Origin of the sequence: Acinetobacter sp. 1566109 (assembly GCF_000582255.1) — a bacterium.
In the GTDB taxonomy this organism is placed as follows: domain Bacteria; phylum Pseudomonadota; class Gammaproteobacteria; order Pseudomonadales; family Moraxellaceae; genus Acinetobacter; species Acinetobacter nosocomialis.
Window position 1 is genome coordinate 41,004 of the sequence record NZ_JEYB01000023.1, and the last position, 13,585, is coordinate 54,588.

Annotated in this window: 14 protein-coding genes; 12 read left to right on the top strand and 2 right to left on the bottom strand. The window is 35.5% G+C overall.

What is annotated here, in order from left to right; genetic code table 11:
• Positions 1 to 67: 67 nt before the first annotated feature.
• The 8 genes from pqqB (at position 68) to J582_RS15415 (ending at position 6,243) form a co-directional block, all read left to right on the top strand.
• Positions 68 to 979 (top strand): pyrroloquinoline quinone biosynthesis protein PqqB, encoded by a 912-nt coding sequence (pqqB, locus tag J582_RS15380; RefSeq protein ID WP_032048211.1) that lies wholly within the window; start codon positions 68 to 70, stop codon positions 977 to 979.
• Positions 980 to 987: 8 nt separating this feature from the next.
• Positions 988 to 1,746: a pyrroloquinoline-quinone synthase PqqC gene (gene pqqC / locus J582_RS15385; RefSeq protein ID WP_032048212.1), complete on the top strand. Its 759-nt coding sequence runs from the start codon at positions 988 to 990 to the stop codon at positions 1,744 to 1,746.
• Positions 1,743 to 2,027 (top strand): pyrroloquinoline quinone biosynthesis peptide chaperone PqqD, encoded by a 285-nt coding sequence (gene pqqD, locus J582_RS15390; protein ID WP_032048213.1) that lies wholly within the window; start codon positions 1,743 to 1,745, stop codon positions 2,025 to 2,027. The genes pqqC and pqqD overlap by 4 nt, the downstream gene beginning before the upstream one ends.
• Positions 2,024 to 3,178, top strand: a complete 1,155-nt coding sequence (gene pqqE, locus J582_RS15395; RefSeq protein ID WP_032048214.1) for a pyrroloquinoline quinone biosynthesis protein PqqE — start codon at positions 2,024 to 2,026, stop codon at positions 3,176 to 3,178. Before pqqD ends, pqqE begins: the two co-directional genes overlap by 4 nt.
• A 16-nt stretch (positions 3,179 to 3,194) precedes the next feature.
• Positions 3,195 to 4,247 carry a dipeptidase gene (locus tag J582_RS15400; protein WP_032048215.1) on the top strand — a complete coding sequence of 351 codons (1,053 nt, stop codon included), beginning with the start codon at positions 3,195 to 3,197 and terminating at the stop codon, positions 4,245 to 4,247.
• Positions 4,248 to 4,826: 579 nt separating this feature from the next.
• Positions 4,827 to 5,003, top strand: a complete 177-nt coding sequence (locus J582_RS26040) for a hypothetical protein (protein WP_004708777.1) — start codon at positions 4,827 to 4,829, stop codon at positions 5,001 to 5,003.
• Between the two features lie 252 nt (positions 5,004 to 5,255).
• A complete protein-coding gene (locus tag J582_RS15410) occupies positions 5,256 to 5,492 on the top strand; it encodes a hypothetical protein (RefSeq protein ID WP_000044007.1) in 237 nt (78 codons plus the stop codon).
• Between the two features lie 163 nt (positions 5,493 to 5,655).
• Positions 5,656 to 6,243 carry a uracil-DNA glycosylase family protein gene (locus J582_RS15415; RefSeq protein ID WP_002050129.1) on the top strand — a complete coding sequence of 196 codons (588 nt, stop codon included), beginning with the start codon at positions 5,656 to 5,658 and terminating at the stop codon, positions 6,241 to 6,243.
• A 9-nt stretch (positions 6,244 to 6,252) separates the two neighbouring features.
• On the opposite strand, the gene J582_RS15420 is transcribed toward J582_RS15415, so the two are convergent.
• Complete coding sequence (locus tag J582_RS15420) at positions 6,253 to 7,812, bottom strand: phospholipase D family protein (RefSeq protein WP_032048216.1); 1,560 nt, start codon at positions 7,810 to 7,812, stop codon at positions 6,253 to 6,255.
• A 436-nt stretch (positions 7,813 to 8,248) separates the two neighbouring features.
• On the opposite strand from J582_RS15420, the gene J582_RS15425 reads away from it, so the two are divergent.
• A complete protein-coding gene (locus J582_RS15425) occupies positions 8,249 to 8,716 on the top strand; it encodes a hypothetical protein (RefSeq protein WP_032048217.1) in 468 nt (155 codons plus the stop codon).
• Between the two features lie 776 nt (positions 8,717 to 9,492).
• Complete coding sequence (locus J582_RS15430; RefSeq protein ID WP_002049945.1) at positions 9,493 to 9,852, top strand: hypothetical protein; 360 nt, start codon at positions 9,493 to 9,495, stop codon at positions 9,850 to 9,852.
• 99 nt (positions 9,853 to 9,951) lie between these two features.
• On the opposite strand, the gene J582_RS15435 is transcribed toward J582_RS15430, so the two are convergent.
• Positions 9,952 to 11,115: a catalase family protein gene (locus tag J582_RS15435; RefSeq protein WP_032048218.1), complete on the bottom strand. Its 1,164-nt coding sequence runs from the start codon at positions 11,113 to 11,115 to the stop codon at positions 9,952 to 9,954.
• Between the two features lie 183 nt (positions 11,116 to 11,298).
• Between J582_RS15435 and J582_RS15440 the strand changes: the two genes are divergently transcribed.
• Together J582_RS15440 and J582_RS15445 are read left to right on the top strand one after the other, a co-directional pair.
• On the top strand, positions 11,299 to 13,170 hold the full coding sequence (locus J582_RS15440) for a hypothetical protein (RefSeq protein ID WP_032048219.1): 1,872 nt from the start codon (positions 11,299 to 11,301) through the stop codon (positions 13,168 to 13,170).
• 228 nt (positions 13,171 to 13,398) lie between these two features.
• Positions 13,399 to 13,585, top strand: a 187-nt coding sequence (locus tag J582_RS15445) for an alcohol dehydrogenase catalytic domain-containing protein (protein ID WP_032048220.1), incomplete at its 3' end; no start/stop codon positions are given.

Genomic DNA, 13,585 nt, shown 5'->3' on the forward strand with positions numbered 1-13,585 from the left:
ATTCAAATCTGACATAAGCCCTAGTTTTGTTCTAGGGCTTATGTCTTTCTAATAAGATATTAATTTTATGTATATTTATATTTTAGGTTCAGCGGCTGGAGGCGGCTTTCCTCAGTGGAACTGTAATTGTCCTAATTGTCATGGTATTCGTACAGGTAAAATTAATGCCAAAGTACGAACTCAATCTTCAATTGCGGTTTCAGAAAACGGCGTAGACTGGATTTTATTAAACGCATCACCAGATATCCGTCAGCAATTATTTGACTTTAAAGCAGCTCAACCTGCACGTAAATTACGTGACACGGGCATTACCAACGTTATTTTGATGGATAGCCAGCTTGACCATACCACTGGACTGTTAACTTTACGTGAAGGCTGCCCAATGAATGTGTGGTGTACAGAAATGGTCTATCAAGACCTGACCACAGGTTTTCCAGTCTTTAATATGTTGAAGCACTGGAATGGTGGTCTTCAATACAATGAAATTAATCCTAAACAAGCTTTTAAAATTGATGGTTTCGAAAATTTAGAATTTTTACCTTTAATTATTCAAAGCGCGGCACCGCCATATTCACCACATCGCCATGACCCGCATGAGGGCGACAATATTGCCTTAATCATCAAAGATCGTAAAACACAAAAACAGTTGTTTTATGCACCAGGGCTTGGAAAGATTGATGATCAAATCATGCAGATTATGCAAAATTCTGACTGCGTCATGATTGATGGCACACTCTGGACCGATGATGAAATGCAGCAAACGGGTGTAGGTAAAAAAACTGGCCGTGAAATGGGGCATTTATATATTAGTGGGGAAGGCGGTTCGTTGTCTTATTTGAACCAACTCAATACACCCAAAAAAGTGCTGATTCATATTAACAATACAAATCCGATTTTAAATGAAGACTCTGCTCAATTTGCTGAACTAAAGGCAAATAATGTAGAAGTTGCCTATGACGGCATGCAGATCGAACTATAAGGTGCGCTATGACACAAACACCTGAAGCTTTAACAACCGAACAATTTAAACAGGCTATTATTGATAAAGGTCAGTATTATCATATCTATCATCCATTTCATGTGATGATGTATGAAGGAAAAGCCACTCAACAACAAATTCAGGCTTGGGTTGCAAACCGCTATTATTATCAAATCAACATTCCACTCAAAGATGCCGCGATCATGGCAAATTGCCCAGACCAGCGCGTGCGTCAGGAATGGATTCAACGCATGATTGATCAGGATGGCGAATATCCTGACGGTGGTGGCCGAGAGGCATGGCTACGTTTAGCAGAAGCTGTTGGTTTGAGCCGTGAACAAGTTATTTCCGAAGAATTGGTTTTACCAGGTGTACGCTTTGCCGTAGATGCCTATGTAAATTTCGCACGCCGTGCATCATGGCGCGAAGCAGCAAGCAGCTCTTTAACCGAACTATTCGCACCTCAAATTCATCAGTCACGACTTGAGTCATGGCCACAGCATTACCCTTGGATTGATGACAAGGGCTATGAATATTTCCGCTCTCGTTTAAGTCAAGCACGCCGTGATGTTGCACATGGTTTAACTATCACACTTGATTCATTTACCACACATGAGCAACAACAAAGAATGCTGGAAATATTACAGTTTAAACTGGATATTTTGTGGAGCATTTTAGATGCTTTAACACTGGCATACGTACACAATGAAGCACCGTATCACAGTGTGACCAGAGAACGGGTATGGCACAAAGGACTATTTAAATGAATAAAGAGCAATTTGATGTAAATCTTGTGCCGACATGGCGACAAGGTTACCGCTTTCAATTTGAACCCGCTCAAAATGGCTTTGTGATTTTATATCCTGAAGGCATGATCAAGTTAAATGAAAGTGCAGGGGCCATTGGACAGTATATTGATGGAAAAAATAACGTTTCTGCCATTATTGCCCAACTCAAGCAACAATTTGGCAATATAGCCGAAATTGACAACGATGTTATTGATTACATGTTAGTTGCCCAGCAACAGCACTGGATTGATTTTATATGACCAATGGTGTTGGTTTACCCCTATGGCTACTAGCGGAGCTAACGTATCGTTGTCCGCTACAATGTCCATATTGTTCAAACCCTTTAGACTACGCACAGCACAAAAATGAATTGACCACCCAAGAGTGGTTTGACGTTTTCGATCAAGCGAGGCAAATGGGTGCTGTACAACTCGGTTTTTCCGGTGGTGAACCTTTAGTACGTCAAGATCTGGAACAGCTTGTGGCACATGCGCACCAACTTGGGTTCTACACCAACCTGATTACTTCTGGTATGGGACTTACCGAACAGCGTATTTCCCATTTAAAACAAGCTGGCCTAGACCATATTCAAATTAGCTTTCAGGCAAGTGACCCAGTCGTTAATGACGCTTTAGCAGGTTCGAAACATGCTTTTGAACAAAAGTATGAAATGTGCCGACTTGTTAAGAAATATGATTATCCGATGGTTCTTAATTTTGTGATTCATCGGCATAACATTGACCAGATTGATAAAATTATTGAGCTTTGCCTAGAACTTAATGCAGATACAGTCGAACTAGCAATTTGTCAGTTTTATGGTTGGGCATTTTTAAACCGTCAGGGTTTATTACCGACACAAGAACAACTCATACGTGCCGAACGTATTACCACTGAATATCGGGAAAAGTTAAATGCGCAAAATCATCCTTGCAAACTTATTTTTGTAGTGCCTGATTATTACGAAGAAAGGCCAAAAGCCTGTATGAATGGCTGGGGTAAAATTTTCTTTACAGTTGCTCCAGATGGTATGGCACTGCCTTGTCATGCAGCAAGACAATTACCGATTTCTTTCCCAAATGTTCGTGAACAAAGCCTATCAAAAATCTGGTATGAGTCTACCGGTTTTAACCACTTCCGTGGTGATGCATGGATGCCAGAAGGATGTCGTAGTTGTCCAGATAAAGACCGCGACTTTGGTGGCTGTCGTTGTCAAGCTTATATGCTAACAGGTGACGCAAGTAACGCAGACCCTGTTTGTGGTAAATCGCCGTATCATCAACTCATTGAACAGGCACGTGCCGAGAGCGAAATTAATTCCTCTCTGGAAAAATTGGTGTTCCGTAATAGCCGAAATTCAAAGCAATTTACGGTTCAACAAAACATTCCTGTTCAAAATATTGTAGATGATTAGCTGTGAGAAAACCGATATGAATCATGGCACATTTCCTGTTTTTGATGGCCATAACGATGTATTAACCCGTTTGTGGTTAAGTGATCATAGCAATCCTGCTCAGGCTTTTATTCAGGAACGTTTAGCAGGGCATCTCGATTTAAAACGCTGTCAAGAAGCGGGTTTTGTCGGTGGGATGTTTGCTATTTTCTTGCCGCCTTTTCATTATGTTAAGCAGCATCATCCCAACAAACTATTTGACCAAAACGCGTCTGACTTTACCCAACAGCAAATTGAGCAAATTTGTCTGGCACAACTCGATTTAGCAAAACAACTTGCCGAGTATTCTAACGATATTCAAATTTGCACAACTGTTCAGCATATTCAGCACTGTTTAGCAAAACAAAAGTTAGCCATTGTATTGCATATGGAAGGCGCCGAAGCACTACAATTCAATCCAGATTTACTTGATGTCTTTTATGATGCAGGGCTTCGTAGCATCGGGCCGCTTTGGAATAGACCCAGTCGCTTTGGACATGGTTTAAATGCTAAGTTTCCCCATTCACCCGATACGGGAGCCGGCCTTACACACGAGGGGAAAGCATTTATAAAACGCTGTGCTGATAAAAAAATGGTGATTGATGTTTCCCATATGAATGAACGAGCTTTTTGGGATACCGCTAACATTCTTCAACAGCCCATAGTCGCAACCCATTCGAATGTACATGCCTTATGTCCACAAGCCAGAAATCTAACAGATGACCAACTTAGGGCGATCAGGGACTCTAAAGGCATAGTCGGGGTAAATTTTGACGTTGCATTTTTACGTAAAGACGGGCAGCGCGATGCCAACACATCTATTGATGTACTTTTAGAGCATCTTGAATATTTAATAGATCAAATGGGAGAAGATTATGTCGGTTTTGGTTCCGACTTTGATGGAGCACTTATTAGCGATGAAATTGAAGATGTAAGGGGACTACACTTACTTATTGAAGCAATGCAAAAGCGACATTATTCCAATGAAAGTATAGAAAAAATTTGTTTTTCTAACTGGTTAACCGTACTCAATCGCATTCTAGATAAATAATTTATTGCTAAACATATTGAAAATAGCGAATTATTTTGCATTTTTTATTGGCCGAAATGACTAAAAAAAGTACAAATGGTTTAATTGTCAACCATTCGGTAAATTAATTAGAATCAATATTACTGAATGTAAGAACATTTGGTATTTCAGGTCTTTAGTGGTTTTCACATGCGCCCATTTCTTTTTGAGAAGTAGAAATGGGCGTTTTTTATTGCCTATTTTAAAAATGAGAATTTCATCACAAGAATGACCAATTAATTGCAAATGGTCCCTTTCCCATCTTGACTAAAAGTTCAGCATTAAATACATTGGAACTGTATTTAAAGATAAATAAGATTGCTTAAAGCAATTAATAATACTGCTTAATCCTGAAATACAGTAAAAAGCCTATTCCATTTTTAGAATAGGCTTTTTGCTTTGTATCAAAATTTATTTTTGAAACTACTATACTCTTCAATTAACATAAAAATTAAATACCTTACAAAAGCGACTCAAATCAAAGCCCTTAAATAACAAATAATGTGCTATTAATTTAAGTTGATTTCTCAAAAGTTTCTCCGTCAACTGAAGAGGTGCAAAATGTTAAAATCAATTTTAGTACTAGGAACAGGTATTGCCATTGGCATGTGCGTATACAAGAAGAAGCAAAAAAATAGTAAGAGCTTTAGTGCCGATAGCGATACTGACTCATTGATTAGTAAAGATAATAATAAAAACAAAGATGATAGTTCTCTAGATAATGCTGTACAAGTTTAAAAGTAAATAAAGGGGTTCATACGTGGACCCTTTAAATATTATTTTCTATAAATTAGATTTATTTAAAATAATAAGCTTTTTGACAAGTTCATCTAATATTAACTTTTATTTTAAATAATTATTTCACTATTCATTTAATTATTAAATAAATATGTTTAAAACAAAAAAAACACTTCAAATGCTAAATTTTACATGTTGTAGCAAAACTCCCTTTATTATCTTTAACGTTAAGAATAAAAAATGGAGACTAAAATGTCTAAACGTCATATTTTAAAAGAAGTTAATGCAAAAAGTATGTGTGGTATGGAAATTGTGGTAGAGCAAATTTTTGAAAATGCGTTGGAAAAAAATTTAGCTTCAACCGAAGTAGAGCAAAACTGGTTACCACTTTCGAAGATTGTCATTTCAGACAAAGTTATCAATTTAGATCAAGACAATACCTTTGCCCATCCAAGAACAGGTAAAGTCTTTAAAATTTTAAACTCTTAAACACTTTGGTTTTTAACATGCATATAAACGAAATGATTGAGGCGAAACAACAAAAGGTTTCGCCTCAATGCATTTAATTAAGCGAATTTGCATTTCTTGACTCGTGATTAACCTGAAAATGCGTTAAGTTACTTATAATTTTTGAACTAAATACTGATTTTTTATGATAATTGAGATAGAAACCCATCCACTACAACCATTTTTACCTGAAAATGCCCGTTTATTAATGCTAGGGAGTTTCCCACCTCCTCGTAATAAATGGAAGATGGACTTTTACTATCCAAACTTTCAAAATGACATGTGGAGAATTTTTGGCTTAATCTTTTTCCAAGACAAGACCTATTTTTTAAGCGAAAATCAGAAAACATTTAATGAAGAACGTATCCGAAACTTCTTAACTGAAACAGGTATTGCCATTTTCGATACGGCTTATCAAATTAAACGCCTCAAGGGTAATGCTTCCGACAAATTTCTGGAAATCGTCACACCCACAGACTTGGCGGCTTTGCTTCAAAAAATCCCTTTATGCCAAACTATTATGACTACAGGTGACAAAGCAACTGATACCTTAATTTCAGTTTTACCTGAGAACACTGAAAAACCTTTAATTGGAACATCGACAACAACTTATTTTGCCGACCGCGATATTCATTTATATCGGTTACCGTCATCTTCTAGAGCATATCCACTAGCTCTTGAGAAGAAAGCAGAAGCCTATCAAAAATTCTTTAATGAAATAGGTTTCTTGTAATATTCAAACTTACATCATCCACTCAATAGGCAGGTAAGAAACGGCTTTAATCATTGTTCGTTGAAAACGGCTGGTTCCCGGGTCTTTATCGTATTTAATGACTTGCCCATTCGACTGGTAATCTAGCCAAGTAATTTCACCTTGGCTATTTAGTTTTAACTGATAGGCCACTTGAGGTAAATGTTGATCTAACATAACGGAAATCTGAGTTTGTAATTGGCTAGATTCAATGACTAAACCTACTTCGGTATTTAAATAAGTAGAGCGGGGGTCAAAATTAAAAGAACCAATAAATACTTTGCCATCTACATCAAAAAATTTCGCATGCAAACTTGATTTATTTTTACCCTTTGCCGGTATAACGCTACCCGTTACGATTTCGTACCAAGTTCTACGTCGCCGTTCTAAAACAGGTTTAAACTCATAAAGCTCAATACCATTTTTAAGCATTTCTACACGGTATTGACTATAAAAAGCATGTACGATCGCAACATCATTCGCAGCAAAAGAGTTAGTTAAAGCACGAACTTTAATTCCTTCAACTCGCAGTTGTTTCAAATAATACGTACCTTGTTGAGTGGGTACAAAATAAGCAGAAGCTAATTCTAAGTGCTGCTTGGGTTTACCCATAATAGACATGACTTGCCCATACAGCATTTCATGTTCAGCTGCGGTACCTAAAATTTTCTTGGGAGAGTCTGCTACAAAGTGGGCTTTAGACCATTGAATAGGGTTGTGCTCTAAAAGCTCTTTTAGATAAGACTGAGCATCATAAAGTTTATCTTCAGTCAGGCTATGGTTCTCATGGTGTAATTGTTCGTAATGCTCTCTTAGAGCTTTTAAATGATGCTCAGCACAAGTACCAATCACTTTAGTCGCGTCTACACTTAAGGTACTTTCCCAAAAGTCAGCAAATACAGCTTGGGCATGCCGTACAGCATCTCCATAAAACAAAATATCTAAATCTGTAAATTGAAATTTACTGCTTGCTTCAAAATATTCACTACTGATATTTCTACCACCGGTTACTGCAATTGAAGCATCTGCAATAATAAGCTTGTTATGCATACGGTGATTCACTTTTTTGAAGCGAAAAATATAGTCGAATATTCTTAAATATCTAAATTTATAAGGATTAAATAGCCTGATTTCAAAATTGGAGTGCTGTAAAAGGCTTCTTAATATGCCATCAAGTTTTATACCGTTTTGATCATCAATCAACAACCTGACTTTTATGCCTCGATCTGCCGCCTTCAGTAATTCATGCAAGATCAGATTACCCACAAAATCATTAGTCCAAATGTAATATTGTAGATCTATGGTTTCTTTGGCATTTCTAATTAAATAAATACGTGAAGCGATACTCATAAATGCATCATCGAGGGCTACAAAAGCGGTAAGACCCTGACGTGTTTTTTCTTCTGCTGTCTCATCATTCAACCAATTATTTGTCTTTATCACTATATCTTTCTCATTAGGATCGTATGTATCTGTATAAGAAGGTAAATCAGTAAAACCCCAAGCACTTAAGGCCATAGTACTATACTGTTCATATAGCTGATTGATCATGTAAGCATTTAATTTGCATCCAAGTTAGATCTATCAGAGCATTCTTATATTCAATTTATATGTCAAAAACCTCAATAACTGTATGATTTTGTTGTACTCTAAAAAACTATAAAATTAAAATATAATGAAAACAATGTATTAGTAGATATTAAAATTTTACTAGCGACGTGTTAAATAATCATTTTGATTGTGTGAGCTGTATTTTACTGCAAGAAATTATTTCGATAATTTATGAATTTCACTTATAAAACTGTGACATATTACTCCTTATTTTTATAAGTTGTGTTTTAGCATGCGTTCTAATTTCACAAGTTCACATTACTTACAATGAGATCACTAACTACTACATTAAAACACATGATTTCTATCATACTTCCTTAAAAAGCTGCATAAGCAACCTACCAAACAATGGAAGGTAGAAGGAAGGAGATAGGAAATGCCACAATATTTAATGATTGCTGAAAAGGTATATAAAAAAATTGAAGAAAATAATCTTTTTTCTGATACTCCGACTGAACATTTGAATAACTTGATAGGCGTAATCCGTAAAGAGATTAAAGGTACAAAATTTAAGCTTAAATATAACTTTATTGACTTTGAAGAATGTTTAACAAAGCCACTGGATGAATGCGCCGTTAAGATGGATATTAGCCTAATGCCAAGCCATAAAAATAAAGACGAATATATTTTATGGTTAGCGGGATTTATAGAAAGAATGACGACAGGTGGTGAGACTCATCTTCCTCCTATTTCAAAATTTATTCCACCAGACTTTAAATTTAACTGTGAATTTGATAGTGGTCATACTCAGCCAGTAGAAGTACAGAGACATGATGAGGGGGAACTTATCATTAATTACTTTAAATCAGAGGCCTTCATGAAAATTATAAACGAAGAAAAATAATTTAAAGAATAGAAGTGTTTCCACCACACTTCTATATCGCTGTCAAAATTCAGCGACCGCCTTCTGGGGCGGTTTTTTTGATCTTAACAATCTATGTTGATATGGATCTATTCACATAAGTTTTCACTGTGAACACAACTTGCTTGTTCGCTATAAAAACAGATACAGAAATCAATGTTAGTTTTTAATTATCTTCACTCATGAAGGAGATATAGAAATTTTAAAATACATTCTTTTTCCATTGAACCCGAGCTTTTCTCGTATTTTTCAAATAAAGATAGGGTAAAAGGCTCTCTTGTAGACAGTTTAGTCTAGATGTATTCTGAACCTATAAAGAACTTTCATATGTGTTGGTTTTTTAAAAGGAGGTGTCTATGCTCCATAATTTTAGACAGTTTTTCTGCATGCATATCTGGGAATATGATTTTGATATTTCTCATAATGAAGTAAGAGAATGTAGAAAATGTGGGAAAATTCATAAAGTGAAGAGTTCCCATAAAATGACTTAAGATTAAAGAAAGAGATTTTAAGCATATTAAAAAAATAAGCCCAATAATTTAAAAGTATTGGGCTTATTTATGAATAATAAAAAACCTATTAATTTACTCAGAATATAATTCAAATTAGATCACATTTTTAAATTATAAAAGGTTTCAATTTACATAAATTTATATTAAATTTAAAAAATAAATAACACTTCAATAAAAACTAAAAACTTAAATTTATAACTTTAATCTTATACTCATATTTTATAAGAAATTAATAAGGAGATAGAAATGCCAAAATATTTACTATTAGCAGAAAAAATTTCAAAAAATATAAAAAAAGAACATACCAATAATCATCTAAAAAACCTAAATAATTTAATTATGGAAATCAAAAAAGCAATTAATGGTACAGAATTAAAGTTTTTATATAATTTTTTTGATTTCGGAGGCACATTTCTTAATCTTCAGGATGAGTTACCTTTCAAGTTAGATATTAGCTTGATTCCCATCTATAAAAGTGAAGAAGACTTTATTTTTTGGTTAGCAGATTTCATTGATCGAATCACTATCGACACAAGTAAAGGAGATTATTCAATAAAAAAGAAGTTAGCCATCCTACACTCTATTGTTGAGAAAATTGATCTATAGGCTTTAGCTTAGTATAGCCATTTTTTTAAAGGTCCATTGATATAGAACTACCTTGTTTATCGGTAGTTCTTTTATATGTAAAGTATGATGAACTCACTTTTAAGGCTCTTGCCGAGGAGCAGAGTTAATATCATGTCTCACTTTACTTATATTTTCATAAATAATTTTACGTAATCTGTTTATTGCACCTAAAGGTTTGTGCTCAGGTAAAGTATGCCACGGCGTAAAGGAGAGATTTTCACAAAATTGATTCTGTTCCGGTGTATCAAAGCTTTGTTTTGGAATACGAATAGTTGCAACCTGATAAAAAGGTGCTTCTGCTTCTTTCCATTCTGTCATTGCATCTTCAACTTGCATTTGGGTTGAAGTTCTTGGCTGTATAAGAAACTCCATACAAGCGTCTTGTTTTTGCAGCGTATCTTTTAGTGCAGCTCTTAAAAAATTATGGTTTGGATGGTCAGGTAGAGATGTAGACACCGTAGAACAATTTCTTACGGAGTACTTAACAGCTTGACGGTCATTATCTAATCCTAATTGATAGGGCACCATAGACCAGTAACGTACATATAATGGATTAGAAATTTTAGAATTACGCGCTCCTAAAGCATTGATTGTTCCTTTAAGCCCTAAAGCAAACGGAATATGAAGCTTTCTGAGAGTACTTTTGCTGTTAACATCCTGCATAAAAGAAAGATATCTTTGCCCATCATTTACGAAAAAGACAGGATGATTGATCATAATAAAATCTTGAGTTGTCGCTTCTTTTTCACTTTCTAAAATTTTCGGACCCGGTACGCCTAAGACTTTTATGGCTATGCCGCGAGCATCTTTTTCAATGTCTGCTTGAGATGCATCGTTAGATGCATTCGAAAATCGAATCCAGGCTTGATAGCTCTTATCAGGAACAAATATACCTTTTGCAAGTTGAGTTGGAATATTTTTAAGTACATGGAACTCGGCACGCACACATCCATGTGCTTTAGGATGTGCATCTCTTAAGGCTTTACCAGGTGCATACTCTTTACGTATTGATTCTTCAATAACGGTAGAGATTTCTTGAGCCAGTTTTTTTTCATTTGGTTGGAGCTTTTCATTTAAATATTCATCAGGGATTGGATAATTAGTTGTATAGGTAGGAGTAGAAATAGCAGAAGCTTTAGTATTTTTATAAAATATTGGATCACTACAGCCACTTAATAATGAAAGAACTGGAATAAAAATAACGAGTAGTCTAAAGTGGCTTAAATGAGAAAAGTTTGGCATTCATTGCTCCTTATTGCAAAGTCCACTTTAGAATTAAAATAATATATTAGCTTTACATTATTTTAATGATTCCAACCATTATCTACTGTTAATAGATTAGACTAAATTGTTACTTATCTGAACAATATAAATAAAATTATTATTTAATATAAAGCTTCTTAAAACCATTAAGAGCAATATGACATGATAAATAATTCAGAAAATGTACAAAATAATTCGACTGTTTCACCTCAACCCATTACTCAAAATATACTTATTGATCGGTTCAACCCAGCTTATTGGAGAATAGATGGTCCACAAACCATGTCTTTTGCGATTACCAATTATGGCAACGGTTTTGAGGCGTCTTTCCGCTCACGCATGACTACAGACTTGGCTGGTATTAGTTGGGACTCTTACGACTCTAAAGACCATAAATTTTTAGCTTATGAAACTAAAGATAGCTATTCAGGTGTGGTATGGGACTTTGATATTGAACTATCACCATCTATGCCAGTTCTAAATAATGAGTCGCTAACTCCAACTTTAACGGTTTATTATAACGACAATGGAGTAGATAAAATTGCGTATATTGTCTTGTTCAACTATGCAAATACTCCATCTTCAAGATCTGCCCATATTCATATCAACTGGGATACAGTCAAAGCAGGTTTCTCCGCTACAGATAGTTTTCCAGTTACCAATATTCAGCAAATCACATTTTCGGCTTTTACAAGTAGTTATAACCCACACTCATCATTGCCCTTAAGTCAGGCTGAAGATGGTTATATTCGCATTACTAATTCAGTCGTGACAGGTGCAAATGCAAAATTAAATCTAAGCCGAGTGGTTGTACCACAGCATAACTATGGCTTATGTACCAGCTATGACGATCATTACGACCTGAACCCGCAGCGTATAGTAGATAACATGGCTGCTTTGGGTTATCACGGTTTCATTAATCATTACTGTGGTATGTCACATTATCCTGAAATAATCTGGAGAAGTGATATTAATAGATTCCAGATTCCAGACACCTTAGTGACTGGACAAGATGTTGTTAACCCATGTACCCGTAAATGGCATGAGAAATATGCCCAAGCTCTGCATAATGCAAATATGCAACCCGTTTTTGGGGTAAGTTTTGAAATGTACTCGCTAGGCGCAAATGAATTTTGGGCACAGCGAGACTGGAATAGTAATTTGGGTAAAACAGGCTACCAGCCACCAAGTTATTTCTTCAGTTTAAGTGATCAAAATGCTTTGGCATATTTACATAAAGTTTTTATTGAGTTTGCAGATACCATGGTGACAGGTGGGTGTGATGTCAACATGCAAATTGGTGAGCCTTGGTGGTGGTATAACACAGATACGAACTTACCATGTGTCTATGACTATCCAACCAAGTTAGCTTTTAATGCAGATACAGGTTTATATGCACCAGACTTAGGAACAATTTATGAGGCGATGAATAAAACAGGAACGCCGTATGATGAATTTAAAACATGGTTAAGAAATAAGTTAGGGCAGACCTGCCAAGATATTAGAACAGCAATTAAAGCAAAATATGCAAATGCCCAAGTGTGCCCATTAATCTTTTTCCCATCTATTCGCTCACCAATACAAACCCTAGCAACTTATATTAATTATCCAAGTGAGCATTATTCATACCCTCATTTTGATTACATTATGACTGAAGCCTATGATTGGCTTTTAGAAGCGAAATTAGATTTAGCCCATCAAGCTGTTTCACAAATACCAACTCAAGATTTAGGCTATCCTGCCAGTAAAGTTGCTTATTTATCAGGGTTTGTACCAGATGCATCTATTGCTTATATCTATGGATTCGACAAAAACAAACCATATCGAACACCTATCTGGCAACGTATTTTTGGAGATATGCAAAATAATGTATCTCTAGGGCTTATGAAGCAATTTATCTGGGCATATCCACAAGTTATGTTTGACTCGATTACAATCGATACTACTCAAGCTCCAAATGGCTTCTTTGTTAAAAATACGCTTTATACACCTATTAGTGATAACACGCCATACCCACCGGATATTTACCTATAAGTAAAAATAAGCTGGTTACAAGATAATGATTTGATAAGAAACCTCTTCAAGTAAGGGGTTTTCTCGTTTTTTAAATGTAGGCTTGCTTAGACGTATGTGACTGGCTATGCTGTAATGGATTGCTATGAAAGCCAATTTTAATTTAAGCAAAATTAAGCTCTTGTATTAGCATTACATTATCTATTTTGCTCGACTATAAATACCGAATGATATAAAGGAAACCCAAAGATGAAATCTCGTGCAGCTGTCGCCTTTGCTCCAGGAAAACCTTTAGAAATTGTTGAAATTGATGTTGCACCACCCAAAGCGGGAGAGGTTTTAATCAAGATTACCCATACTGGAGTATGTCATACCGATGCATTTACCTTATCTGGTGATGATCCGGAAGGTGTTTTCCCGGCAATCTTAGGTCATG

Bases quoted from the DNA above. Each gene is read 5' to 3' on its own strand.
- pqqE (WP_032048214.1), top strand. From the start codon at position 2,024: ATGACCAATGGTGTTGGTTTACCCCTATGGCTACTAGCGGAGCTAACG.
- pqqB (WP_032048211.1), top strand. From the start codon at position 68: ATGTATATTTATATTTTAGGTTCAGCGGCTGGAGGCGGCTTTCCTCAG.
- J582_RS26040 (WP_004708777.1), top strand. From the start codon at position 4,827: ATGTTAAAATCAATTTTAGTACTAGGAACAGGTATTGCCATTGGCATG.
- J582_RS15420 (WP_032048216.1), bottom strand. From the start codon at position 7,812: ATGATCAATCAGCTATATGAACAGTATAGTACTATGGCCTTAAGTGCT.
- J582_RS15435 (WP_032048218.1), bottom strand. From the start codon at position 11,115: ATGCCAAACTTTTCTCATTTAAGCCACTTTAGACTACTCGTTATTTTT.
- J582_RS15415 (WP_002050129.1), top strand. From the start codon at position 5,656: ATGATAATTGAGATAGAAACCCATCCACTACAACCATTTTTACCTGAA.
- J582_RS15440 (WP_032048219.1), top strand. From the start codon at position 11,299: ATGATAAATAATTCAGAAAATGTACAAAATAATTCGACTGTTTCACCT.
- J582_RS15430 (WP_002049945.1), top strand. From the start codon at position 9,493: ATGCCAAAATATTTACTATTAGCAGAAAAAATTTCAAAAAATATAAAA.
- J582_RS15410 (WP_000044007.1), top strand. From the start codon at position 5,256: ATGTCTAAACGTCATATTTTAAAAGAAGTTAATGCAAAAAGTATGTGT.
- J582_RS15425 (WP_032048217.1), top strand. From the start codon at position 8,249: ATGCCACAATATTTAATGATTGCTGAAAAGGTATATAAAAAAATTGAA.
- pqqD (WP_032048213.1), top strand. From the start codon at position 1,743: ATGAATAAAGAGCAATTTGATGTAAATCTTGTGCCGACATGGCGACAA.
- pqqC (WP_032048212.1), top strand. From the start codon at position 988: ATGACACAAACACCTGAAGCTTTAACAACCGAACAATTTAAACAGGCT.
- J582_RS15400 (WP_032048215.1), top strand. From the start codon at position 3,195: ATGAATCATGGCACATTTCCTGTTTTTGATGGCCATAACGATGTATTA.